This is a genomic window from Kitasatospora sp. NBC_01560 (genome assembly GCF_045208415.1).
In the GTDB taxonomy this organism is placed as follows: Bacteria; Actinomycetota; Actinomycetes; order Streptomycetales; family Streptomycetaceae; genus Kitasatospora.
Window position 1 is genome coordinate 5,357,284 of the sequence record NZ_CP109364.1, and the last position, 25,434, is coordinate 5,382,717.

The 25,434-nt window shown below is 74.5% G+C and carries 18 protein-coding genes; 13 read left to right on the forward strand and 5 right to left on the reverse strand.

Features of this window, described 5'->3' with window-relative positions:
• The first annotated feature begins 122 nt into the window (after nt 1-122).
• A complete protein-coding gene (locus tag OH807_RS23485; RefSeq protein WP_406211136.1) occupies nt 123-1,610 on the forward strand; it encodes an MFS transporter in 1,488 nt (495 codons plus the stop codon).
• Nucleotides 1,611-1,672: 62 nt separating this feature from the next.
• Here OH807_RS23485 and OH807_RS23490 read toward each other — a convergent pair whose 3' ends face one another.
• On the reverse strand, nt 1,673-2,191 hold the full coding sequence (locus tag OH807_RS23490) for a GNAT family N-acetyltransferase (RefSeq protein ID WP_406202177.1): 519 nt from the start codon (nt 2,189-2,191) through the stop codon (nt 1,673-1,675).
• Nucleotides 2,192-2,235: 44 nt separating this feature from the next.
• On the opposite strand from OH807_RS23490, the gene thpR reads away from it, so the two are divergent.
• Entirely contained in the window at nt 2,236-2,829 is a 594-nt protein-coding gene (thpR, locus tag OH807_RS23495; protein ID WP_406202179.1) for an RNA 2',3'-cyclic phosphodiesterase, read from the forward strand.
• 79 nt (nt 2,830-2,908) lie between these two features.
• Here the strand turns inward: thpR and OH807_RS23500 are convergent, their stop codons facing one another.
• Nucleotides 2,909-3,517 carry a TetR/AcrR family transcriptional regulator gene (locus OH807_RS23500; RefSeq protein ID WP_406202181.1) on the reverse strand — a complete coding sequence of 203 codons (609 nt, stop codon included), beginning with the start codon at nt 3,515-3,517 and terminating at the stop codon, nt 2,909-2,911.
• 85 nt (nt 3,518-3,602) lie between these two features.
• On the opposite strand from OH807_RS23500, the gene OH807_RS23505 reads away from it, so the two are divergent.
• Complete coding sequence (locus OH807_RS23505; protein ID WP_406202183.1) at nt 3,603-4,370, forward strand: SDR family oxidoreductase; 768 nt, start codon at nt 3,603-3,605, stop codon at nt 4,368-4,370.
• A 254-nt stretch (nt 4,371-4,624) separates the two neighbouring features.
• On the opposite strand, the gene serC is transcribed toward OH807_RS23505, so the two are convergent.
• Nucleotides 4,625-5,743, reverse strand: coding sequence for a phosphoserine transaminase (gene serC, locus OH807_RS23510; protein ID WP_406202185.1), 1,119 nt, complete (start codon nt 5,741-5,743; stop codon nt 4,625-4,627).
• 159 nt (nt 5,744-5,902) lie between these two features.
• Nucleotides 5,903-7,003, reverse strand: a complete 1,101-nt coding sequence (locus OH807_RS23515; RefSeq protein WP_406202187.1) for a citrate synthase 2 — start codon at nt 7,001-7,003, stop codon at nt 5,903-5,905.
• A 413-nt stretch (nt 7,004-7,416) separates the two neighbouring features.
• Between OH807_RS23515 and pdxH the strand changes: the two genes are divergently transcribed.
• The 10 genes from pdxH (at nt 7,417) to OH807_RS23565 (ending at nt 24,471) form a co-directional block, all read left to right on the forward strand.
• The gene (gene pdxH / locus OH807_RS23520; RefSeq protein WP_406211138.1) at nt 7,417-8,049 is read left to right on the forward strand and encodes a pyridoxamine 5'-phosphate oxidase; all 633 of its coding nucleotides are present in this window, start codon (nt 7,417-7,419) and stop codon (nt 8,047-8,049) included.
• 195 nt (nt 8,050-8,244) lie between these two features.
• Entirely contained in the window at nt 8,245-8,415 is a 171-nt protein-coding gene (locus OH807_RS23525; RefSeq protein WP_406202189.1) for a hypothetical protein, read from the forward strand.
• A 94-nt stretch (nt 8,416-8,509) separates the two neighbouring features.
• Nucleotides 8,510-9,937, forward strand: a complete 1,428-nt coding sequence (locus OH807_RS23530; protein WP_406202191.1) for a TIR-like protein FxsC — start codon at nt 8,510-8,512, stop codon at nt 9,935-9,937.
• Nucleotides 9,934-13,992 (forward strand): FxSxx-COOH system tetratricopeptide repeat protein, encoded by a 4,059-nt coding sequence (gene fxsT / locus OH807_RS23535; protein ID WP_406202193.1) that lies wholly within the window; start codon nt 9,934-9,936, stop codon nt 13,990-13,992. The genes OH807_RS23530 and fxsT (OH807_RS23535) overlap by 4 nt, the downstream gene beginning before the upstream one ends.
• A gap of 213 nt (nt 13,993-14,205) precedes the next feature.
• On the forward strand, nt 14,206-14,391 hold the full coding sequence (gene fxsA, locus OH807_RS23540) for an FxSxx-COOH cyclophane-containing RiPP peptide (RefSeq protein WP_406202195.1): 186 nt from the start codon (nt 14,206-14,208) through the stop codon (nt 14,389-14,391).
• An 85-nt stretch (nt 14,392-14,476) separates the two neighbouring features.
• The gene (locus tag OH807_RS23545; protein ID WP_406202197.1) at nt 14,477-16,903 is read left to right on the forward strand and encodes an FxsB family cyclophane-forming radical SAM/SPASM peptide maturase; all 2,427 of its coding nucleotides are present in this window, start codon (nt 14,477-14,479) and stop codon (nt 16,901-16,903) included.
• Nucleotides 16,904-16,952: 49 nt separating this feature from the next.
• Complete coding sequence (locus OH807_RS23550) at nt 16,953-17,798, forward strand: aminoglycoside N(3)-acetyltransferase (RefSeq protein WP_406202199.1); 846 nt, start codon at nt 16,953-16,955, stop codon at nt 17,796-17,798.
• A gap of 174 nt (nt 17,799-17,972) precedes the next feature.
• Nucleotides 17,973-19,346, forward strand: coding sequence for a TIR-like protein FxsC (locus OH807_RS23555; protein ID WP_406202201.1), 1,374 nt, complete (start codon nt 17,973-17,975; stop codon nt 19,344-19,346).
• Between the two features lie 123 nt (nt 19,347-19,469).
• Nucleotides 19,470-23,462: an FxSxx-COOH system tetratricopeptide repeat protein gene (fxsT, locus tag OH807_RS23560; protein WP_406202203.1), complete on the forward strand. Its 3,993-nt coding sequence runs from the start codon at nt 19,470-19,472 to the stop codon at nt 23,460-23,462.
• A gap of 40 nt (nt 23,463-23,502) precedes the next feature.
• Entirely contained in the window at nt 23,503-24,471 is a 969-nt protein-coding gene (locus tag OH807_RS23565; protein ID WP_406202205.1) for a 2-hydroxyacid dehydrogenase, read from the forward strand.
• Here the strand turns inward: OH807_RS23565 and OH807_RS23570 are convergent.
• Nucleotides 24,461-25,345, reverse strand: coding sequence for an alpha/beta fold hydrolase (locus OH807_RS23570; protein ID WP_406211140.1), 885 nt, complete (start codon nt 25,343-25,345; stop codon nt 24,461-24,463). The genes OH807_RS23565 and OH807_RS23570 overlap by 11 nt on opposite strands.
• Nucleotides 25,346-25,434 lie beyond the last annotated feature (89 nt).

Genomic DNA, 25,434 nt, shown 5'->3' on the forward strand with positions numbered 1-25,434 from the left:
AGGAGAACCGCATCACCGCAGCACCGATCACGAACACCAGGAGCGCGACGGCCCCCCGACGGGTCGTCGTGCCGCGAGGGGAGACCACAGTGACACCGCCGGCCGCAGCCACCGCCGCCGCCATCCGTACCGACGAGCCGACCACCGACCCCACCGCGGCGAGCGTCGCGGCCGCCGACCAGGCACCCGCCCCCACGGGGCTGCCCGGCAACGGCGACGACGACCCCGACGAACGCACCGCGGCGGTGACCCCCGCCGCTCAAGGCAGCACACCGGCTGCCGCATCTCCCACAGGCGCCCGCTTCACCCGGCCCGGGGGGATGTTCTCCTCACTGCGCGTCCGCAACTACCGCTACTACTTCGCCGGTCAGGTGGTGTCCAACACCGGCACCTGGATGCAGCGGATCGCGCAGGACTGGCTGGTCCTCAGCCTCACCGGCAGCCCGCTGGCCGTCGGCATCACCACCGCCATGCAGTTCCTGCCGATGCTGCTGCTCGGCCTGTTCGGCGGCGTGCTCGCCGACCGGATGCCCAGGCGCCGGCTGCTGATCTTCACCCAGGGCGCGATGGGCCTGCTCGCCGTCGGCCTGGCCGTGCTGACCATCGGCGGCGTGGTGACGCCGTACTACGTCTACGCGTTCGCGCTGCTGCTCGGCCTGGTCACCGTGGTCGACAACCCGGCCCGGCAGGTCTTCGTCTCCGAGATGGTCGGCCCGAAGGACCTCGCCAACGCGGTCAGCCTGAACGCCGCCAACTTCCAGACCGCCCGGCTGGTCGGCCCCGCCGTCGCGGGCCTGCTGATCGCCGCGGTCGGCAGCGGCTGGGCGTTCGCCGTGAACGCGCTCTCCTTCGCCGCCGTGATCGGCGGACTGCTCGCGATGCGCACGAGCGAGCTGCGCCCGACCACGCCGGTCGCCCGCGAGAAGGGGCAGTTGCGGGAGGGGCTCCGGTACGTGAAGGAGCGGCCCGAGCTGCTCTGGCCGCTGGTGCTGGCCGGCTTCATCGGCACCTTCGGGTTCAACTTCCCCACGCTGCTGGCCGGTTTCGCCCGCGACACCTTCCACGTCGGCGCCGGGCAGTACGGTCTGCTGAACACCGCGATGGCGGTCGGTTCGCTGGCCGGTGCCCTGCTCGCGGCCCGGCGCGGGGCGCCGCGGCTGCGGCGGCTGGTGGGCGCGGCGCTCGGCTTCGGCCTGCTGGAGGTGGTGGCCGCGTTCGCGCCCGGCTACTGGACCTTCGCGGCGCTGCTGACCCTGATCGGGGTGTTCGGACTGAGCTTCAACACCTCCGTCAACTCCACGCTTCAGCTGGCCACCGACCCCGCGATGCGCGGCCGGGTGATGGGCCTGCTGGTGCTGGTCTTCACCGGCGGGACGCCGATCGGTGCGCCGATCGTCGGCTGGGTGACGGCCTCGTACGGGCCCCGGCTCGGCCTGCTGGCCTGCGGGCTGGTCTCGGCGCTGGCCGCCGGCGTGGTCGGCCTGGTGCTGGCCCGCAGTGCGGATCTCAAGGTCCGGGTCGACCTGCACCCGGGCCGCGGCGGGCGGGTGGTGGCCTTCGTGCCGCGCACCCGGGTCGCGGCCAAGTCGGAGCTGGCCGCCGCCTGCTGACGATCGATCACCCCGGGCGGGGCGGGATGCCCCGCCCGGGGCGGGGCATCCGGGGCGGGCGGTCAGAGCCTGATCTCCAGGACCTGGCCGGGCCAGACCCCGTTCGGCTGCTCGACCTCGAAGGACTCCGTCTCGGTGAAGCCGAGCGCGCGGTACTGGCCGACCAGCCTGCGGTCGGCGCCGCCGTAGCAGTCGACCCGCACCAGGGAGATGCCGCGCCGGCGGGCCTCGTCGAGGGCGTCGGCGATCAGCGCGGTGCCGATGCCGGAGCCCTTGCGGGTGCGGTCGGTGACGAGGTTGCGGACGAACAGCTCGCGCTCCTCCACCGCAGGGATGTGCGGGCCGCGCACCTCGGAGAGGACGCAGGAGCCGACGGTGCGGCCCTCGTCGTCCACCGCGAGGCGGATCAGGAACGGCTCGTCGGCGTACTTCCGGATGCTCCCGACCCTGGCCGGGTCGGTGCTGAAGGGCTGGTCGCCCCACTGGCCGGTGCGGCCCCGTGCGGCGAGCCAGGCGACGGCGCCGTCCAGCAGGGCGAGGATGTCGGTGAGGTCGTCGGGGCCACCGGTGCGGATCTTCATGAAAAAGTTCTAACCCAAACGGCCGTGCACGGGAAGATGGATCCATGAGGCTCTTCGTGGCGGTGCTGCCGCCGGCCGGGGCGTTGCAGGAGCTGGCCGACGCGGTGGCGCCGGTGCGCGGGCTGCCCGGGGCGGAGCGGTTGCGCTGGACGGGTGCCGAGGGCCGGCACCTGACCCTGGCCTTCCTCGGCGAGGTGCCGGAGGAGCGCCTGCCGGCGCTGGAGGCCGCGCTGGCCGGGGTGGCGGGGCTGCACCCGGCGCACCGGCTGCGGCTGGCCGGCGCCGGCCACTTCGGCGACCGGGTGCTCTGGGCCGGGGTGGAGGGACAGGCCCGGGCGCTGCGGCGGCTCGCCGAGGCGGTGGGCGCGGCGACCGCGGACGTGGCCGGCGCGGCCGGGGCGTTCGACTTCCACCCGCACCTGACCCTGGCCCGGGCCGGCTCCTCGCGCGGTCACCGGCGGGCGGACCGGCGGCCGGCGGGGTCGCGGGCGGGGCTGGACGACCTGGCGCGGGCGCTCGACGGGTACCGCGGGCCGGAGTGGGCCGCTGCCGAGCTGCACCTGATGAAGAGCGAGCTCGACGGCGGGTTCGCGCACTACGGGGCGGTGCGCTCCTGGCCGCTGGCCGACCGGGGCTGAGGCCCCTCCCGGCGGACGAGGACGCAGGTACGGCCGCGGGCGCTGACAGGGGCGCCGGCGTGGTCCGGTCCGGTGCGGCTCAGGGCCAGACCCGCATCGCGTCGGCCGCGACCTGCTCCAGCTCGGCCCGGGTCGCGCCGTCGCGGGCGCGCTGGGACATGCCCTGGACAACGGTGGCGGTGAACCGGGCCAGCGCCGCCGGGTCGGTCCCGGCCGGTTCGTGGCCGGCCGCGACATCGGCGCGGATACGGGCCTCCAGGGCGCGGACGTTGGCGTTGCGCAGCTCCCGTACGGCCGCGGTGACCTCGGGCGAGGTGCAGTTCACCGTCGAGCTGACCACCAGGCAGCCCCAGGGGTGGTCCGCGTCGGTGCCCTGGGCGGCGGCCTCGCGCAGCATCCGGGCGACGCCGGCCCGGGCGGTGGCCTCCTCGGTCAGCGCGCGGGGCGCGTACGCACCGTGGGTGGCCCGGTAGCGGGCGACGACCTCCTCGAAGAGCGCCCGCTTGTCGCCGAAGGCCGCGTAGAGGCTCGGCGGGCGGATGCCCATGGCGGTGGTGAGGTCGGCGACCGAGGTCGCCTCGTAGCCGTGCTCCCAGAACAGCCGCAGGGCCTGTTCCAGGGCGGTGTCGCGGTCGAAGGAGCGCGGGCGTCCGCGCCGCGGGGTGCTGTTCGCCGTGCTCGTCGCCATGCCGAGATTCTATATCGACTCCTACAGAAGGCGTGCTACGGTCTCTTTCATTAGCGACCACTACAGAAATAAGGGGGGCGTGGCCATGGGCACGCTTGCAGGGAAGACGGCACTGGTGACGGGCGGCAGCCGGGGGATCGGGCGGGGCATCGCCGAGCGGCTGGGCCGGGACGGCGCGCTGGTCGCCGTCCACTACGGCAGCAACGCGGCGGCGGCGGCGGAGGTGGTCACGACGATCGAGCGGGCCGGCGGGCGGGCCTTCGCGATCGGTGCCGAGCTCGGGGCCCCCGGCGACGCGGCGGCGCTCTGGGCGGCCTTCGACGCGGGCCTCGCGGCGGCCGGCGGCGGCACGGGCCTGGACATCCTGGTGAACAACGCCGGGATCGGCGCGCCCGGCCGGATCCACGAGGTGGCCGAGGCCGACTGGGACAAGGTGTTCGCGGTGAACGCCAAGGCGCCGTTCTTCGTCGTCCAGCAGGGTCTGGGCCGGCTGCGGGACGGCGGCCGGATCGTCAACGTGTCCTCCGGGGTCACCCGGGTCGCGTTCCCCTCCGCGGTCTCGTACGCGATGACGAAGGGGGCGCTCAACACCCTGACGTTGACCCTGGCCGAGGAGCTGGGCCCGCGCGGGATCACCGTGAACGCGGTGCTGCCGGGCGTCGTCGCCACCGACATCAACCCCTGGCTGGACGACCCGGCGGCACGGGCCCGGGTGGCGGGCTACGCCGCCCTCGGCCGGGTCGGCGAGGCTTCCGACGTGGCGGACGCCGTGGCCTTCCTGGCCTCGGACGACGCCCGTTGGATCACCGGGCAGAACCTCGATGCCAGCGGCGGGTCCAACCTCGGCGTCTGACCGCCGTCCGCACCCGGGTACCCTCGTTGACCGTGGACCCCAAAACTCGTATGCGTATCGTGAGCGGCGCCCTGGCGCTGCTGCTGGCCGTCGTGGTGATCGGCGCGCTGATCGGCAAGTAGCCGCCCGGCCGGGCGGTCGCCGGGAGCGCGGCCGCCCGGCGCCCGGCGCCCGCCCGGCCGGGCCGGACGGCCCCGAGCATGCAGAAGGGCCACCGCCCGCGGGCGGTGGCCCTCACGCGTGTGCCGGCCGGGTCAGAGCTGCTCGACCACGTAGTCGATGCAGGCGGTGAGCGCCTCGACGTCGGACGGCTCGATCGCCGGGAACATCGCGACGCGCAGCTGGTTGCGGCCCAGCTTGCGGTACGGCTCGGTGTCGACGATGCCGTTGGCACGCAGTGCCTTGGCGACGGCGGCGGCGTCAACCGCGTCGTCGAAGTCGATCGTGCCGACCACCTGCGAGCGCTCGGCCGGGTTGGCCACGAAGGGGTTGGCGAACGCGGACTTCTCGGCCCAGCCGTACAGGCGGGACGAGGAATCAGCCGTACGGGCGACGGCCCAGTCGAGCCCGCCGTTGCCGTTCAGCCATTCCAGCTGGTCGGCGAGGAGGAACAGGGTGGCGATCGACGGGGTGTTGTACGTCTGGTCCTTCGACGAGTTGTCGATGGCCGTCGGCAGGTCGAAGAACGGCGGGATGTACCGGCCGGAGCCGGCGATCTCGGCGGCACGCTCCAGGGCGGCGGGGGAGAAGGCCGCCAGCCAGAGCCCACCCTCGGAGGCGAAGGACTTCTGCGGGGCGAAGTAGTAGACGTCGGTCTCGGTGATGTCGACCGGGAGGCCGCCGGCGCCCGAGGTGGCGTCCACCAGGACCAGCGAGCCCGGGTCGGCGCCGACCGGGCGCTTGATCGGCATCGCGACGCCGGTGGAGGTCTCGTTGTGGGTGAGTCCGTAGACGTCCACGCCGGCCTCGGCGACCGGCAGCGGGTGGGTGCCCGGGGCGGTCTTGATCACGGTCGGCTCGGCCAGCCACGGGGCTGCCTTGACCGAGGAGGCGAACTTGGACGAGAACTCGCCGAAGTCGAGGTGCTGGGACTTCTCCCGCACCAGGCCGAAGGCCGCGATGTCCCAGAAGGCGGTGGAGCCGCCGTTGCCGAGCACCACCTCGTATCCCTCGGGGAGGGAGAAGAGGCTGCTCACGCCCTCGCGCACGCGCTTGACCAGGTTCTTCACCGGGGCCTGGCGGTGCGAGGTGCCGAGCAGGGAGGTCTCGGTCGCGGCGAGGGCACTCAGGGCCTCGGGGCGCACCTTGGACGGGCCGCAGCCGAAACGGCCGTCTGCGGGCTTGATGTCAGCGGGGATCTGGATCTGAGCCACGGTCGGCAGCCTACCGGCCGCCGCTCGGGAAGTGTGACGGCCGTCCGCCCGCTGAGATGCGATCTTTGCGGTCGCGAGCTGCGGAAACAGCGGATCCGGCAGGTGCCGGATCCGCTGCTCCCCGCAACGACTTCGCGGCCTCGCGGCCAGGTCGGAGGGTCAGCGCGCGATGGCCTCGTAGCCCTCGATGTCGCGCGGGCTGCGCGGGCCGGGGCCGATGTAGCGCGCGGCGGGGCGCACGAGCCGGCCCGTGCGCTTCTGCTCCAGGATGTGCGCCGACCAGCCGGCGGTCCGGGCACAGGTGAACATCGAGGTGAACATGTGCGCCGGGACCTCGGCGAAGTCCAGCATGATGGCGGCCCAGAACTCGACGTTGGTGGCCAGCACGCGGTCGGGGCGGCGGTTGTGCAGCTCCTCCAGCGCGGCCTTCTCCAGCGCCTCGGCGACCTCGAAGCGCGGCGCGTCGAGCTCCTTGGCGGTGCGGCGCAGCACGCGGGCGCGCGGGTCCTCGGCGCGGTAGACGCGGTGGCCGAAGCCCATCAGGCGCTCGCCCTTGTCCAGCGCGTTCTTCACCCACGCGGTGGCGTCGCCGGTGCGCTCGATCTCCTCGATCATGCCGAGCACGCGGGACGGCGCACCGCCGTGCAGCGGCCCGGACATCGCGCCGACCGCGCCGGAGAGCGCGGCCGCGACGTCGGCGCCGGTGGAGGCGATGACGCGGGCGGTGAAGGTGGAGGCGTTCATGCCGTGCTCGGCGGCGGACGTCCAGTAGGCGTCGATGGCCTTGACGTGCTTCGGGTCCGGCTCGCCCCGCCAGCGGATCATGAAGCGCTCGACGACCGTCTCGGCCTTGTCGATCTCGCTCTGCGGGACCATCGGCAGGCCCTGGCCGCGGGCGGACTGGGCGACGTAGGAGAGCGCCATCACGGCGGCCCGGGCGAGGTCGTCGCGGGCCTGCTCGGCGGAGATGTCCAGCAGCGGCTTGAGGCCCCAGACCGGGGCGAGCATGGCGAGGGCGGACTGCACGTCGACGCGGATGTCGCCGGAGTGGACCGGGATCGGGAACGGCTCGGCGGCCGGCAGGCCGGGGTTGAACTTGCCGTCGACCAGCAGGCCCCAGACGTGGCCGAAGGAGACGTGGCCGACCAGGTCGTCGATGTCGACTCCGCGGTACCGCAGGGCGCCGCCTTCACGGTCGGGTTCGGCGATCTCGCTCTCGAACGCGACGACTCCCTCAAGCCCGGGTACGAAGTCGGACATGCGACGGCTCCTTCAGTTCTGCGATCGGCGGGCCGCCATGGTGGGGCGGTACGCCAGTGACCGAATGGTGGTTGGCACTCCGTGCCAGCGTGACAGGCACGGGGTGCATTGCGCCATACACCACGTGGTGATGTTTCCCCTGGGGCCGCTTGACTTTTCGCCCGGAGGCCGGTCGTGCCCGGGAAATCTCCGGAACCAAACCACAGGTTCCGGACAATTCACCGTAGGACGGGCGGTCAAGCGGTGGCGAGTCACCTTATCTCCCACCGGGGTTTGTCCGGAGGTAGCGGTGGCGGTTGCTTGTCTTACGGGATGATGTTGGGGTGACCCCGGAACGCGCCCAGTCGACGCCCCCGAGCCCCGCCACCCGGATCCTGGCCGACGAGGCCCGGCCCGGGCCGGACCTCACCGTGATGCGCAAGCACTACACGCACGAGGGCCTGGTCGAGGAGCAGCTCGCCGCCGAGCCGATCGCCCAGTTCACCCGCTGGTTCCACGAGGCGGACGACGCCGGGCTGGTCGAGCCCAACGCGATGGTGCTCTCCACCGCCGACGCCGAGGGCCGGCCCAACTCGCGGACGGTGCTGCTGAAGGGCTTCGACCGGCGCGGCTTCGTCTTCTACACCAACTACGGCTCGCGCAAGGGTGCCGAGCTGGCCGCCAACCCGCACGCGGCGCTGCTCTTCCCGTGGATCCCGCTGGCCCGCCAGGTGATCGTCCAGGGCCGGGTGGAGAAGGTCGGCCGGGACGAGACCGCCGCGTACTTCCGCACCCGCCCGCACGGCTCCCAGCTCGGCGCCTGGGCCAGCGAGCAGTCCAGCCCGGTCGACGGCCGGGAGGTGCTGGAGCGCCGCTACGCGGAGCTGGAGCGGCGCTACCCGGAGGGCGAGGGCGTGCCGGTGCCGCCGTTCTGGGGCGGGTACCGGGTCGTCCCGGAGAGCGTGGAGTTCTGGCAGGGCCGGGAGAACCGGCTGCACGACCGGCTGCGGTACCTCGCCGACCCGGCGGCGCCGACCGGCTGGCGGGTGGAGCGGCTCTGCCCGTGACCGGGGTGGCTGCGGGTGCCGGGGCGTCAACGGGCGGGGACGGTCGGCCGCGACCGTGCGCCCCGCCGTGCGCTCCTGCGTGAACCCGCTGCCCCTCACCGGACTCTGACCGGTCATCAGTTCTCGCGGTAGCGTGGAGCGGGGGCTCCGGCGGCTGGTCGGGCCACCACTCTTCTCCAGAGGGCGAGGCAATCGATGAGCGACACCGCCACCCCCGCCGGCCCGGCGCCCGGGCCGGACGACGCCCCCGGGCGGCCGACTCTCGGAGAGTTGGCCGCGATGCCGGCGGACGACCTCGGCGCGCTGCTGCGTCGTGCCGGGGTCGAGGACGACGGGCCGGTGGCCAAGTTCTCGTCCATGATCTGACCGGGCCGGGCGCCCGAGGTCTCCCGAATCCCGGCTGAGCGATCGTCAACTCCCGTACCGTGGGCCGAGTCGGTTTACAGGCCCGGGGGGTGCAGTGCGACCGTACTTCTTCTTCAGTTACGCGCGGCGGGACCACCAGGCCGGCGGGGCCTTCGTCGACCAGTTCTTCAGCGACCTCCGGGACGAGCTGGCCCGGATCGAACCCGCGGCCGGCCCGGGAGAACTCGCCTACCGCGACACCGAACGACTGCGCGTCGGCGACGACTGGGAGCAGCAGCTCTCCCGGATGCTCGCGGTCAGTCGCACCATGGTGGCGCTCTACTCCCCGGCCTACTTCGCCAGTCCGTACTGCGGTAAGGAGTGGACGGCCTTCGACGGGCGGATGCGCCGGCACCGGACGCTGACCGGTGAGGAGGTGCCGGCCCTGATACCGGTGGTCTGGGAGCCGCCCCCGGCCTGCCTGCCGTCCGAGGTGAGGCGGATCCAGTACAGCCAGCACGACCTGGGCGCGGCCTACGCCGCCGGCGGGCTGCGCGGCCTGCTGCGGGCCGACCCGCACGGGCCCGACTACCGCCGGGTGGTCCGGGCCATCGCCGAGCGGGTGCGGGAGGCGGCCTGCCTGCCGCTGACCGAGCTGACCCACCTAGACCTGGGCCGGGTGAGCGGCTGCTTCCCGCTGCCGGACGCCGCACCGCCGCCCGGGCGCAGCGGGATGGTGCGGATCTTCGTCGCCGCCGGCAGGTCGCCGGCCCGCCGGCCGTCCGGCGAGCCCCTCTCCGTAAACCTTCCGGCACAGGCACAGGCACAGGCACCGGCCGCGGAGGCGCCGGTGGCGGCCGCGCCCGGTGCCCCGGCACAGCAGCAGGACGAGGCCGGGTATCGGGGCGGCTGGTACGGGGACCGGCCCAGGGACTGGGCGCCCTACCACCCGCCGCGGCTGCCCCCGTTGGTCGTGCAGGCCCAGCAGGTGATCACCCGGGCCGGGCACAGCACCACGCTGGACGAGGTCGGCCCGGGCCTGGCCGCCAGCCTGGACCGGGCCCGCGAGGACAACGAGGCCTGCATCCTGCTGGTGGACCCGTGGGCGGCCGGCGCCGAGCCGTACCGGCAGGTGCTGCGCGACTTCGACGACCAGAACCACCCCGTCACCGGCGTGCTGGTGCCGGCCGGCACCGACGACCCGCCCGAGGGGCCGGCGCGCAGCAGGCTCTGGGGCGGGGTGCGCGAGGTCTTCCCGCGCAACTGGCTGCACCGGTCCGGGCCGGAGCCGCTGTTCAGGGTGCGGGTCACGCGGGAACGCTTCGAAAGTGACCTGTTGCGTACCGTGACGGTCGCCCAGGGGAGGCTGTTAGACGAGGCGGACGAAGCCGATCCGGTCCTCGCGCGGGCCGCGTTCGGGCTGGGGCCCGGAGTCGCCGCCATGCCCGGGCTGACCATCCCGGCCTGGCCCCCGGCCGCGTCCACCGAAACAGCCCTGCCCCCGGCACCCCGGGAGCCCCGTGAAGGAGACTCCGTACGATGACCGCCGACCAGGTGGCCCTGGCGGGCACCGAGCCCGTCGCCCTGTCGACGCCCGGGCCGGGATCTGTCGTCACGTTCTACTCCTACAAGGGCGGCACCGGCCGCACCATGGCGCTGGCCAACGTCGGCTGGATCCTCGCCAGCCAGGGCCTGCGCGTCCTGGTGGTCGACTGGGACCTGGAGGCACCCGGTCTGCACCGGTACTACCACCCGCTGCTGATCGACCCCGAACTCCACGCCACCGACGGCCTGATCGACCTGCTGCGGGCCTACGTCGAGCAGGCCCTGCCCGGCCCCGGCGACGCCGCCGCGGCGTCCCCCCGGGAGTGGGTGGCCGCGCCCGGCCGGCTCGACCGCTACCTCTGCGGCCTCGCGCTCGACCTGCCGGCCGGCGGGCGGCTCGACCTGATGCCGGCCGGCCGGCAGAACGCCGCCTACTCGGCCGCCGTGACCAGCTTCAACTGGCGCAGCTTCTACAACCGCGCCGACATCCGCGGCGCCGAGTTCCTGTACGCGCTGCGCGAGCAGTGGACCGGCGCCTACGACTACGTGCTGATCGACAGCCGGACCGGGGTCAGCGACACCTCCGGCATCTGCACCGTGCTGATGCCCGACACCGTGGTGGACTGCTTCACGCTCGGCGCCCAGAGCATCCGTGGCGGGGTCGACGCGGCGCGCGCCATCGTGGACGCCGACGAGCGCGACATCCGGGTGCTGCCCGTCCCGATGCGGGTCGAGGACGCCGAGCGGGCCGGCCTGGCGGCCGGCCGCGACCTCGCCCACGACGCCTTCGCGCCGTACCTGGGCCGCTGGCTCGGCGCCGAGCTCCGGGCCGACTACTGGCGGGACGTGGAAGTCCCCTACAAGCCGTTCTACGCCTACGAGGAGGTGCCGGCGACCGTCGTCGACCGGCCGCAGCAGAGCCGCAGCCTGCTCGGCGCCTTCGAACGCCTGGCGTCCTGGCTCACCGAGGGTCAGGTCCGCGCCCTGCGGCCCGTCCCCGACCGCGCCCGCCGCCGGCTCTACGCGGCGTACCTGCGCACCGGCCGTACCCGCTCGCGCCAGGTCTACGTCAGCTACGCGCCGGGGGACCGGATCTGGGCCGAGTGGGCCGCCGCCACCCTGGCCGGCCTCGGCTACCTGGCCTCGCTGCACGGCGCCGGGGTGCCGCTGGACGCCGGACCGCCGGGCGACGCCGCCCTGCCCGAGGCGGCCGGCCCGCTGGACGGCGACGGCCGGGTGCTGGTGCTGCTCTCGCCCGAGTACGCGGCGCTGCCCCGCGGGCGGGAGCTCTGGCGCCGGCTCGTCGCGGCCGAGCAGGACGGCGGCCCGGCCGGTCTGCTGGCGCTCGCCCTGACGCCGCCGGACGCGCTCCCCGCGCCGTTCGCGGACCGCCCGGTGCCCGGGCTGGCGGCCGGCTCCACCGAACAGGCCGAGACCCAGCTCTTCGAACTGCTCGGCCCGCCGCCCGGCGCCGGCCGCTGGCTGGACCTGGACGCCGGCGAGGAGGCCCCGGCCGCCCCCGCGCGCTTCCCGGCCGGGCGCCCCGACGTGGCGAACCCGCCGCCCCGGCTGCCCACCTTCACCGGCCGCGGCCGGCTGCTGGAGACCCTGCGGGACGGCTTCGCCCCCGGCCCGGCGGCCGAGCCCGTGCAGGTGCTGTACGGCATGGGCGGGGTCGGCAAGTCGCAGACCGCCGTCGAGTACGCCCACCGGTTCGCGCCCGCGTACGACGTGGTCTGGTGGGTGCCGGCCGAGGAGCCGGCCGGCATCCCGCAGCGGCTCGCCGAACTCGCCCCCGAACTCGGCCTGGAGAGCGGCGGCGACGCGGCCCGGACGGCCCGGGCGGTGCTGGACGCGCTCGGCCGGGGCCGGCCGTACCGGCGCTGGCTGCTGGTCTTCGACAACGCGGAGGACCCGGAGCAGCTCGCCCCGTGGCTGCCGGCCGGCTCCGCCGACGGGCACGTCCTGGTCACCTCGCGCGACCGGCGCTGGGCCCGGCACCGCGGCCGCACCGAGGTCGAGGTCTTCGACCGCGCGGAGAGCGTCGAACTGGTCCGCCGCTTCAACGCCGGGGTCGGGGACGCCGACGCCGAGCGGATCGCCGAACTCCTCGGCGACCTGCCGCTCGCCGTCGGCCAGGCCGCCGCCTGGCTGCACGAGACCCCGATGCCGGCCGCCACCTACGCCGACCTGCTGGACGAGACGCTCACCGACATCCTCGACCGGTCCGTTCCCGACGAGCTCCGGCCGGCCGAGGAGGACGGCATGCCCGGCGTGGCCGCCGCCACCTGGCAGATCGCCGGCCGCGACCTGCGCCGGATCAACGCCCCCGCCGCCCGGCTGCTGGAGGTCTGCGGCTTCCTCGGCCCGGACGCCATCCCGATCCGGCTGCTCTACAGTGCTCCGGTGGCCGAGGTGATCGACCTGCCGCTGGGCGGTCCGGACACCCGGATCGTGCTCGGCGAGATCCTGCGCACCGTCGACCAGTTCAACCTCGCCCAGTACGACCGGACGGCCGGGACGGTCGGTGTGCACCGGGTCGTCCAGGCGCTGCTCCGCGACCAGGTGGCCGAGGGCGACCGGGAGCGGATCCGGACGGCCGTCTGCGCAGCCCTCGCCCTGGCCGACCCCGGCGACCCGGACGCCCAGGAGAACTGGCCCCGGTACGCCGAACTCCTGCCCCACCTCTGGCCGTCCGGTGCGCCGGACTCGACCGACCCGGCCGTCCGGCAGTGGATCGTCCACACCGTCCGCTACCTCTGGCAGCGCAGCCTGCACACGGCCGGCCGCGAGCTTGCCGACCGGGTGCTGGCCCGCTGGCGGGAGCTGGACGGACCGGCCGCCGAGGACGACCCCTCCGCTCTCAACCTGCGCGTCCAGCTCGGCAACCTCCAGCGGTCCGCCGGCAGTGCCCGGGAGGCGTACGAGACGGACCGCGAGGTGCTGGCCCGGCTGCGCGCCGTCCTGGGCGGCGACGATCCGCGCAGCATCGCGGCGGCCAGCAACCTCGGCGGGGACCTGCGCCACCTCGGCCGCTACGCGCAGGCCCGCGCGCTGGACCGGGAGACCCTCGCCACCGCCCGGCGGGCGCTCGGCCCGGACCACCCGCGCACCCTGATGGCCGCCGCCAACCTCGCCCTCGCCACCCAGCTGGACGGCGATCTCGCCGACGCGCTCCCGCGCCAGGACGAGGCCGCCCGGCGGCATCACGCCGTCTCCGGCCCCCGCAGCCTGTACGCGCTCAGCGGGGACGCCACCTACGGGTGGATGCTGAGCGAGGCAGGGCGGTACACCGAGGCGCTGGCCAGGCTGGAGGCGACGGTCGACGCGTGCCGGGAGACCCTCGGCGAGAACCACGACACCACCCTGCGTGCCCGTCGTCACCTCGGTGTCGTCCTGCGCCGGCTCGGCCGCTATCAGGACGCGCTCGGCAACGACGAGGACGTGCACCGCCGGCTGCTCGGCCGGCACGGCGCCGATCACCGGGACACCGCCGCCGCGGCGGGCAACCTGGCCGCTGTGCTCGGCGCGCTCGGTGACCTCGACCGGGCCGTGCCGCTCGCCGCGGAGGCCCGCCGCTGCCTGCGGGACCAGCTCGGTGAGGCGCACCCCACCGCGCTCACCGCAGCCGGTAACCTCGCCGTCCTGCTCCGCCGGGCCGGTCGTCCGGCGCAGGCCCGGCAGCTCTCCGAGTCCGTGCTGACCGGCCTGCGCGCGGTGCTCGGCGCGGACCACCCGTACCTCGGCCTGGCGATGCTCAACCACGCCAACGACCTGGCCGCGACCGGAGAGGACCGCGCCGCGCTCGATCTCGCCGGGTCGGCCGCGGTGTTGCTGGGCGAGGCGTTCGGCCCGGACCACCCGGACACCCTCGCGGCGGTGGCGGCCCACGCGCTCGGCCTGGCCGCCGTCGGCCGGCCGGAGCGGGCCGCCGAGCTTGCCGCGCACGCGCTGGCCCGCGCCGCGGAGACGCTGGGGCACGACCACCCGGTCACCGCGGCGATCCGGGACGGGTGCCGGCTGGACGGGGTGGTCGAGTCGCCGCCGGCCTGACCGGCGCGGGCACCGTGCGCCGGGCAGGTTCTCCGATGCGACCGCCGAGCGGGTGAACTTTCAACGGGATGCCGCAGCCTGGCGGGGTGCCGCGTCGGCGGCGGCCGGGACTGTACGGCGTTGCCGCTGCCGGGGCACTACATTGGGACGGTGCGGCCGGGCCTGTACCCGGCATCAGCACTCTCTAATCCCCTGCGTGGAAGAGAATCGAACATGACACCAGTACTGGACGCCCGCCCCATCAGTGAACTGACGGACCGTCGCCACGCGAACGACCGCGTGAGTCTGGCCGACCTCGCCGGGCTCGGTGCGGAGGAGCTGACCGAGCAGCTCTGCCGCGCACTCCCCGGGACCGGCCCCGGCCCAGTGCCGGTCGCTGCCTTCAACTCGTCCATCTGACCGGCCGATCCCGGCCGCGCCGCGCCCGCCGGCCGCGAACGGGACCGGGCTGAACCGAGCCGAACCGAGCCGAAACCGAATGGCCATGACGCAAAACCCGCTGCCTTTCACCCAGTTCGTGGTGAAGGTGCACAGTCGGTGCGATCTCGCCTGCGACCACTGCTACGTGTACGAGCACGCCGACACCAGCTGGCGGTCCAGGCCGAAGACGATCACCGACGCCGTCCTGACCAGGGCCGCCGAACGGATCGGCGAACACGCCGCCGCTCACGGTCTGACCGGCGTCCGGGTCGTCCTGCACGGGGGCGAACCCCTGCTGGCCGGCCCGGAACGGCTGCGCCGCGCAGCCGAGGCGTTCCGTGCCGCCCTGCCCCCCGGCTGCGCGATCGACCTGCGGATCCACACCAACGGCGTGCTGCTCGGCCCGGCCTTCCTCGATCTCTTCGCCGAACTGGACATCCAGGTCGGCGTCTCGCTGGACGGCGACCGCGCCGCCAACGACCGCCACCGCCGGTACGCCGACGGCCGCTCCAGCCACCCCCAGGTGCTCCGCGCCGTCGGCCTGCTCCGCCGGCCGCAGTACCGCCACCTCTACGCAGGCCTGCTCTGCACGATCGACGTCGAGAACGACCCGGTCGCCGTCTATGAGGCCCTGGCCGAACTCGACCCCCCGGCCGTCGACTTCCTGCTGCCGCACGCCACCTGGGAGGATCCGCCGAAGCGCCCCGCGGACCGGGGGGAGAACCCCTACGCGGACTGGCTGCTGACCGTCTACGACCGCTGGGAGGCGGCCGGCCGGCCGTTCGCCGTCCGCACCTTCGACTCGGTCCACCGGACCAGGCACGGGCTCTCCAGCCTCACCGAGTCGCTCGGCCTGGAACCCGCCGCCCTGGTGGTGCTGGAGACCGACGGCAGCTTCGAACAGGCCGACAGTCTCAAGACCGCCTACGACGGTGCCCCCGCCACCGGTCTGGACGTCTTCGCGCACAGTCTCGACGAGGTGGCCCGCCACCCCGGGATGGCCGCACGGCAGAGCGGCCTGGCCGGGCTGAGCGCCGCCTGCCGGGCCTGTCCGGTGGTCCGCTCCTGCGGGGGCGGGCTGTACGCCCACCGGTACCGGGACGGCGGCTTCGACCACCCCTCCGTCTACTGCGGGGACCTCATGGACCTCATCAACGGCATCGCCGCCCGGTCCGAGCAGCCGCCCGCCCCGCCGGCTGCCGCGGCACCAGCACCCGCCGTACCGGCGCAGCCCGTCGGGCCGCCCGGCCCGGCCGGCCTCACCGAGCGGCAGCTCGACGAACTCGCCCGGGGCCACGGCGGGGCCGACACCGTACGCGCCTTGGCCCGCGCCCAACTCGCCCTCACCCGGACCATGCTGGCTGCCGTCCGGACCACCTCCGGGCTCGCCCGCTCGGCCGCCTGGGAGCTGCTCACCGAGCTCGACACCGCGGCGCCCGCCGCCGTGGACGAGGTGCTCGCCCACCCGTACGCCCGCGCCTGGGCGGCCCGCCGGCTGGGCGGCGACCCGGCGGCCGGCCTCGGGCCGCTGGCCGGGCTGGCCGCGGCCGCAGCCGTCCTGGCGGGGCGCGGGGACACCGTCGCGGTGCCGGCCCGGAACGGCGTGCTGCACCTGCCGACGCTCGGCCGGCTCGACCTCGGCGCCGGGGCCCGCGAGGCGCTGGTCACCGGCGCGGCGGAGGGGCTCACCGTCCGGACCGCCGACGGCGCCGCCGTCCCCCTTGCCGGCCCGCACTGGCAACCGGTCCGGCGGGTCGCGCTGGCCGGCGGTTGGGAGCTCGTGCTGGAGGACGTCGACCCGCAGCGCGACAGCCACGAGTTGCCGGTCGCCGACCGCCTGGGGGAGCCCGAGTTCGCCTCCTGGAGCTGGGGCCTGCGCGAGGCCGCCGAACTGCTGGACCGGGACCTTCCGGAGTACGCGGCCGGCCTGCGGGCCGGGCTGACCACCGTCACCCCGTTGCGCCCCGGCCCGCCCGGGCGGGACGTCAGCGCCGCCGCCCGGCAGGCCTTCGGCGCGGTCGGGATCGCCCGGCCGGCCACCGCGCCCACCCTCGCGCTGCTGCTCGCGCACGAGTTCCAGCACGTCAAGCTGGGGGCGGTGCTCGACGCGCTGGACCTTTACGACCCGGCCGACACGGCGTGGTACGACGCGCCCTGGCGGCCCGACCCCCGCCCGATCAAGGGGCTGTTCCAGGGCACCTACGCCCACCTCGCGGTGACGGCGTACTGGGGCACCCGGGTCCGCGCCCACGACGGCCTGCCCGGCGAGGCCGCCGAGTACGCCCGGGCCCGGTTCGCACTCTGGCGCCGGTACACCGCCGAGGCCGTGGAGCGGCTGGCCGGTTCGGGCTCGCTGACGCCGGTCGGCCTGCGCTTCGCCGACGGCATGCGGGCCACCGTCGCCCCCTGGCTGGCCGTTCCGCTGCCGCGCGCCGCGGAGGCCGCCGCCGAACGGGACCGCGCCCGGCGGCGCCCGGTCGTCACCGGCTGAGCCCCGCCACTGCGTACCTCCTCCCCCCCCTCCGACCCAGGGATCCCCCATGCTCATCGACGTTCCGCTGCGCACGGCCGTGTCCGCCCCGTCCGGCATAGCTCCCCTCGGTCGTGCCGAGCTGGCCGACCGGTTCACCGGGCTCGGAGTCGGGCCCGGCCAGGTGCTGCTCGTCCACGCCTCCCTGCGCGCCCTCGGCCCGGTCGAGGGCGGCGCCACCGTGGTCGAGGCGCTGTTGGACGCCCTCGGGGGCCCGGAACGCGGCACCCTGGTCGCCTTCACGGCCAGCCCGGAGAACTCGATCACCTCACGGGTGGTCACCACGATGACCGCAGGCTGGTCGGAGGACCGGATGCAGGCCTGGCGGGAGTCGCTGCCGCCCTTCGACCCGCTCTCGACACCGGCCTCGCCGACCATGGGCACGCTCTCCGAGCTGATCCGCCGGCACCCGGGCGCCGTCCGCAGCAGCCACCCGCAGGCCTCCTTCGCGGCGATCGGTGCCCGGGCCGTGGACGTCACCGCCGTCCATGACCTGGAGTGCCACCTCGGCGAGCGGTCACCGCTCGGCGCGCTCTACCGGCTCGACGCCCGGGTGCTGTCCATCGGCGCCCCGATGGGCACCTTCACCGGCTTCCACCTGGCCGACGTGCGGGCCGGCATCGAGGAGGTCCGCCACTACGGCTGCAAGGTGAAGGACGGGGACGGCTCCCGGTGGTGCTACTTCGACGGTCCGCTCCTCGACGACGTCCAGTTCGAGGAGGTCGGCGCGCAGGTGCTGGCCCGGGCCACCGGCCTGACGCAGGGGCCGGTGGGTGGCGCGCCGAGCCGGCTGATCCCGATGCGCGAGGCCGTCGACCTCGCCACCGACGTTTTCCGGGAGCGGCGCCCCCGCTGAGCGGGCCCGCGAACACGCCGGGGCGCACGCTTCCGCGCCCCCAGTCGTTTCGGTCATGTCAACCCTGGCGCTCCCACGCGCTATTCCCTTGCCCCCTGAGTCGTTCCTACACTGAAGCCCCGCGAGCCGGGACGCGGGGGGAAGCGGTTACCGGGGGGCCAGGGGGAGGCGCGTGTGAACGATCTTGGCTGGGACGAGGACGCCGCCCGGCCGTACTTCTTCCTCAGTTACGCGCACACCCCGAAGGCCGGTGCCCGCGGTGCCGGCGACCCGAACCACTGGGTGCGGCAGCTGTACCGCGACCTCTGCGAGGCCGTGCTGCAACTCACCACCGTGCCCGCGGGGGTGCCGGTCGGATTCATGGACGAGTCCATGCACCAGGGGGAGTTGTGGGCCGACCGGCTCGCGGACGAACTGGCCACCTGCCGGGTGTTCGTACCGCTCTACTCGCCGCGGTACTTCAACAGCATGCCGTGCGGCCAGGAATGGCACTCCTTCACGCAGCGGCCGGTCTACCCGGCCAACCTGGACTCCGAGCGGACCAGCGGCATCGTCCCGGTGCTCTGGGCGCCGATGAGCCGCTACCGACTGCCCGAGGTGGCGAGCGAACTCCAGTTCAACCACGCCAGTTTCGGTCCGGACTACGCCACCGAGGGCCTCTACGCGCTGATGAAGCTGACCTACTTCCGCTCGGCCTACGAGCTGGCCGTGCACCGGCTGGCCCGGCGGATCGTCGAGGTTGCCGAGGAGACGGTGATCCCGGTCGGCCGCCGGCTCGACTTCAACACCCAGCCCAGCGCCTTCAACGTCGCCGCGCCGACCAAGCAGCTGCGGATCTCCGTCCTCGCCTACCACCGGGACGAGGTACCGGCGGACCGCAACCCCGACTACTACGGCGACCGGCGCACCGACTGGCATCCGTACCGGCCCGCCGCCGCCCGCCCGCTGGCCGAACACGCGGTCCGGCTGGCCCGGCAGCTCGGATTCCAGGCCACCGTTCACGAGTTCGACGCCGAGGCCGAGACGATCATCGACGGTGGCGACCCCGTCGCCCCCGGCCTGCTGCTGCTGGACCGCTGGGCGCTGAAGGACGAGCGGTGGCGCGAACTCGTCCGCCGTTTCGACCGCTCGGACTGCACCTGGGTGAGCGTCCTGGAGCCCTGGAACCTCGACGACCCGGACTGCGCCGAACAGCACCGGGAGATGGGCGAACTCAGCGACCAGGCACTGCGGTTCACCCACCGCTCGGCCCGCCCCAGCTTCCTCGGCGCCACCGGCGGGCCGCCCGGCCTGGCCAGCCTGGAGGAGTTCGACGACGCGCTGCCCCGGGCCGCGATGAAGGCCAAGTACGCCTTCGAGGGCCGGACCAGGACCGAACCCGAGGAACCGCCCCCGCCCCGGCCCAACCTGCGGGACGCTTTCCGGTACGGGCGCGGCCGGGACGGGCCGGGGGGCGACCCGTTCGCCCAGGACGACGACCACCCGGCACGCGGCCCGGGCGCCCATCCGGACGACGGGGCGCCGAACCGGGGAGGAATCCATGAGTGAGCGAACCGAGCGAGTCATCGGGGGTGCCGACCCGGGGAGGAACCGCATGAGTGGGCTGAGCGGGCGAGTCATTGGGGGCGGCGCGTTTCTCGAAGCGGCCGCCGAGCGGAGCGAGGTGGGCGCATGAGCGAGAACCGCACCAGGAATTTCCGCATCGGCGGCATCACCGTCGCCGAACTCGCCGCCCGGCGGGAGGCGGAGCAGGACCGGCAGGGCCGGATCATCACCTTCTACTCGTACAAGGGCGGCACCGGGCGCACCATGGCGCTCGCCAACACCGCGTGGATCCTGGCGGCCAACGGCTTCCGGGTGCTCACCGTCGACTGGGACCTGGAGGCGCCGGGCCTGGCCAAGTTCTTCCACCCGTTCCTCGACCCGGCGGTGCTGGCCGGCACCACCGGCATGATGGACCTGATCGCCGAGTACCGGGAGGAGGCGCTCCGGCCGGTCGAGCACGCCGAGGGCTGGCACCTCGACTTCGCCCGGGTCCACCCGCACGCGCTGTCGCTGTCCTGGCCGATGTTCCCCGCCGGCGGCAGCCTCGACTTCCTCTCCGCCGGCCAGTTCAACCGGGACTACTCCGAGGCCGTCACCCACCTGGACTGGGACATCTTCTACGACCGCTTCGACGGCGGGCAGTTCTTCGACGCACTGCGCGCCGACATGAGCAAGCGCTACGACTACGTGCTGATCGACTCCCGGACGGGGCTCTCCGACATCGCCGAGATCTGCACCGTGCAGATGCCCGACGACCTGGTGGTCTGCTTCACCCTCAGCGACCAGTCGATCGACGGCGCCTCCCGGATCGCCCAGCACATCCACGAGCGCTACCGCGAGCGCGGCATCCGCATCCTGCCGGTGCCGATGCGCATCGACGAGGGCGAGAAGGAGAAGGCGGACGCCGGCCGGGCGCTCGCCCGGATCCGCTTCGACGGCCTCCCCGCCGGCCTGAACGGCGAGGAGCTCGCCCATTACTGGGGCTCGGTGGAGATCCCGTACCGGCCGTTCTACGCCTACGAGGAGATCCTCGCCACCTTCGGCGACCAGGGCGGCACCCAGACCTCGATGCTCGCCGCCTGCGAGCGGCTGACCTCGGCGATCACCGAGGGCCGGGCCACCTCGCTGCCGCCGGTCGACGAGGAGGTCCGGCTCCGCTACGTCGACGCCTTCACCCGGCGCCGTCCGTCCGTGCCGGCCGACCTCTACCTGTCCTACGTGCCCGAGGACCGGATGTGGGCGGACTGGATCGAGTCAGTCCTCACCCGGGCCGGCTTCCGGGTGCTGCCGCGGGACCTCAGCGCCGGCTCGGACCCGCGCCAGGAGACCGAGCGCGGCATCGACGCGGCCTACCGGACCGTCGCCGTGCTCTCGCCGGCCTACCAGCGCTCGCCGCAGGCCCGCGCGCTCTGGGAGTCCGTGGTCAGCTCCGACCCGTCCGGTACCCGGCGCCAGCTCGTCCCCGTCCGGGTCGGCGACGTCCGGCTCACCGCGCCGTTCTCCAACCGCAACCCCGTCGACCTGGTCGGCCGGGACGAGACGCAGTCCGTGCAGACCCTGCTGCGTGCGCTCGGCCGGGGCGAGGCCGCGCTCCCCGACGCGCCCGTCGGCGGCCCGCGGTTCCCCGGCAGCAAGCCGCAGGTCTGGGACGTGCCGCCGCGCAACCCGTCCTTCACCGGCCGCGCCGCGGTGCTGGAACAGCTGCGCAACCAGCTGCGCGGCGGGATGGCCGCCGTGCTGCCCACCCCGCAGACCCTGTACGGGCTGGGCGGCGTCGGCAAGACCCAGGTGGCGCTGGAGTACGCGCACCGCTTCATGTCCGACTACGACCTGGTGTGGTGGATCGACGCCGAGCGGACCGAGCAGGTCGCGCCCGCGCTGGCCGACCTGGCCCGGCGGCTCGGCCTGCGGGTCGGCGACTCGGTGACCGATGCCGCCGAGGCCGCCCGCGAGGCGCTGCGGCGCGGGGCCCCCACCTCCCGCTGGCTGCTGATCTTCGACAACGCCGACGAGCCCGCCGAGATCCGCCGGTTCTTCCCCGGCGGCTCCGGCCACATCCTGGTCACCTCCCGCAACCAGGCCTGGTCCGGGCACGCGGAGGCGCTGGAGGTCGACGTCTTCACCCGCGGCGAGAGCGTCGAGCACCTCTGCCGGCGCGCCCGCGGGCTCTCCCGCCCGGACGCCGACCGGGTCGCCGAGGCGGTCGGCGACCTGCCGCTGGCCGTCGAGGTCGCGGCCGCCTGGCTGGACACCACCGGCACCCCGGTCGACACCTACGTCGCCCAGCTCCAGGCCGAGGCGGCCCGGGCGCTGGCCGGCAGCCGGCCGGCCGACTACCCGACGCCGGTCGGCACCACCTGGAACGTCTCGATCGCCCGGCTGCGCGAGCAGTCCCCGGCGGCCGTCCGGCTGCTGCAGCTCTGCGCGTTCTTCGCACCCGAGCCGATCTCGATGAACCTCTTCTACAGCGACCAGATGATTCGCGCGCTCGTCCAGTACGACGCCGATCTGAGCGACAAGTTCATGCTCGGCAAGGTGATCCAGGCCATCGGCCGGTACGCGCTGGCCAAGGTCGACGCCGGCACCAACAGCTTCCAGGTGCACCGGCTGGTCCAGGCGGTCGTCCGGGCCGAGATGAGCGAGGAGGAGCAGGAGGCCGCCGTCCACGAGGTGCACCGCATCCTCACCGGTGCCCGGCCCGTCCTCGGCGACACCGACGACCCGGCCAACTGGCCCGCATTCGAGGAGATCTGGCCGCACCTGTCGCCCTCCAAGGCGTACAACTGCGACGAGGCCGACACCCGCCAGCTGCTCATCGACCGCGTCCGCTACCTGTGGAAGCGCGGTGAGCTGGACCGGGCCCGCGACCTCGGCCACTCCCTGGACGACGAGTGGACGAGGAAGCTCGGCGAGGACGACCGGCAGACCCTGCTGCTGCGCTTCCAGCTCGCCAACGTCCTGCGCTCGCAGGGCAACTACGCCGAGGCGCTGGCGCTGGACGAGGCCACCCGGGAGCGCCAGCGGACGCTGCTCGGCGAGCACCACCCGTACACCCTGATGACCGGCGGCTCGCTCGGCGCCGACCGGCGGGCCCTCGGCCTGTTCCAGGCCGCACTCGACCTGGACCGCGAGATCCTCGACCAGTTCCGCGAGCTGTTCGGCGACGACCACCCGCGCACCCTCTCCATGGCGAACAACCTGGCGATCGACTACCGGCTGGCCGGCGACACCGAGGCCGCCCGGGAACTCGACCAGGAAACCCTGGACCGGCGCACCGCTGTGCTCGGCCCGCGCCACCCGTACACCCTCTCGACCAAGTCCAACCTCGCCCGGGACCTGCGCGAACTGGGCGACTACCAGGGCTCGGTGGAGCTGCTCCAGGAGGTCACCGACGACCTCGGCGACGTCCTCGACCCGGATCTCCCGGAGAACCTGCGCAACGCCAAGTCGCTGGCCGTCTCGCTGCGCCGGACGGGCCAGCTCGCCGAGGCCCGCCGGATCACCAAGGAGACCTACGAGCGCTACCTGGAGCGGTACGGCGCCGACGCGCCCGACGCGCTGGCCTGCGCGCTCAACCTGGCCGCCGACCACAGCGCCTCCGGCGACAAGGAGGCCGCCCGCGACCTCTGCGCGACCGTCTACGAGGGCCACCGCCGGCTGTTCGGCGACGAACACCCGTTCTCCCTCGCCTGCGCCAACAACCTGGGGATCTACCTGCGAGGCAGCGGGGACGTCCCGGGGGCGATCGAGCGCGGCTTGGCCACCGTGGACGGCCTCACCCGGTCGGTCGGCGCGGACCACCCCTACACCCTGATCGCGATGATCAACCTGGCCAACGCCTACGGCGACGACGGGCAGACCGACATCGCCGAGGCGCTCGGCCGCACCGCGTACGCGGGCCTGTGCGAGCGCTACACGCCCCGGCACCCGGACGCGGTGGCCTGCGAGGCCAACCTGGCCATCACCCTGCGGGCGGCGGGCCGGCACACCCAGGCCGCCGAGCTGCGGGCCAAGGCGATCGCCGAGCTGATCCGGCAGTTCGGCGAGGAGCACCCCAACACCGTGTCCGCCCGGGGCTGGAAGCGGATCAACCGCGACCTGGAGCCGCAGCCGGTCTGACCGGAGCCCGGCCGCGGGCCGGGGGTACGCTGCGAGACCTATGAGCGAGCAGCCACTGCCCCCGGTCCTGGTCACCCGCCGCCTCGCGCCCGGCGTGATCGAGCGGCTCACCGCGCACCACCCGGTGACGCAGCACGACTCCGACCTGCCGATGCCGCGCGGCGAGCTGCTGGCCGCCGTCCGCGGCAGAGCCGCGGTGGTCACCACGCTCGACGACGTGGTGGACGAAGCCTTCCTGGACGCGGCCGGCCCGGGGCTGCGGATCGTCGCCAACCACGCCGTCGGCCACCACAACATCGACCTCGCGGCCTGCGCGGGGCGCGGCGTGCTGGTCAGCAACACCCCCGGCGTGCTCACCGCGGCCACCGCCGACATGGCCTGGGCACTGCTGCTGGCCGCCACCCGCCGGCTCGGCGAGGGCGAGCGGTGGCTCCGCTCCGGCCGGCCGTGGGCCTGGGCGCCGAACTTCCTGCTCGGCCTGGAGCTGGCCGGCACCCCGCTCGGTGTGCTCGGGATGGGCCGGATCGGGCAGGCGGTGGCCCGCCGGGCCCGCGCCTTCGACATGCCGGTGAGCTACCACAACCGCCGCGAACTGCCGCCCGGGGAGGCCGGAGAGGCCACCTGGCTGCCGCTGGAGGAACTGCTCGCGACCTCCACCGTGCTGGTGGTGACCTGCCCGCTGAGTGCGGCCACCCGGCACCTGCTGGACGCCCGCCGGCTGGCCCTGCTGCCGGCCGGTGCGGTCGTCGTCTCGATGACCGCCGGAGTGGTGGACGAGGAGGCGCTGGCCGCCGCACTGGCGTCGGGCGCGCTGTTCGCCGCCGCGGTGGACAACTTCGAGCGGGAGCCGGCGGTGCCGCCGGCCCTGCTCGCCGAGGAACGCGCGGTGCTGGCCCCGCACCTGGGCAGCGCCACCGTCCGGACCAGGCAGGCGATGGGCGGGCTCGCGGTGGAGAACGTGCTCGCCGTACTGGCCGGCGGCGGGCCGGTCAGCGCGGTCAGGGCGTGAGGGCGGGGCCCGCGGAGGTGTGGCCCGCCGCCCAGGCGAGCGCGGTGGTCATCACCCGGAACGCGCCGAAGTGGGCGGCGCCGGGCTCCAGGAAGAGCGAGGCCGCGGGGATGTGGTCGGCCAGCCAGCGGGAGTGCTCGACCGGGGAGAACTGGTCGTCCGCGCCGTGCCAGAGCCAGGTCGGCACGGTGATGTCCTGCACCTTGAAGCCCCAGTCGGCGGTGAACGCCAGGACGTCGTCGATCCAGCCGTCGGCGCCGTGCCGGAACGCCTCGCGGTAGTTGCTCTGCAGCATCCGCCGCAGGCCGGTGTCGGCGACCACCTCGCGGTCGGTCGGCGGCAGCTCCGGCCGCAGGCCCTTGAGCAGCCGGACCGGGTCGGCCTTGATCTGCTCGGAGCGGAACCGCATCGTGTCGGCGATCCGGTCGTGCCCGCGCTCCGCCTCCCGGTACGCCCGCACGTTGGACTCGGTCATCCCGCCGTACCAGTCCAGGCCGGTCGCGTTCCGCGGCGCCAGGCTGACCAGGACGGCGACCCGGCTGACCCGGTCGGGCAGCAGCGCCGCGCAGGCCAGCGCGTGCGGCCCGCCGCCGGACCGGCCGAGCAGCGCGAAGCCGCCCAGCCCGAGTTCGTCGGCGATGGTCCGTACGTCGGCGGCGGCCGCGCTCACCCGGCGGCCGGGCAGCCGGGTGGAGTCGCCGTAGCCGGGCCGGTCGAAGGAGATCAGCCGGATGCCCAGGCGGTACAGCACGGTGGTGCGCGGGTGCGGGCCGACCCGGCTGCCGGGCATGCCGTGCAGCAGGAACACCGGGCGGCCGCGCGGGTCGCCCACGGTCTCGACGGCGATGGCGCGGCCGTCCGGCGCCTTGACCATGCGTAACGACACGCGCGTCCTCCTCGGTGCTCCGCGGCCCCGCCCGGCGGTCCCGGTCGGTGGCCCCCCGTTCGGCGTCACCGGCCGGG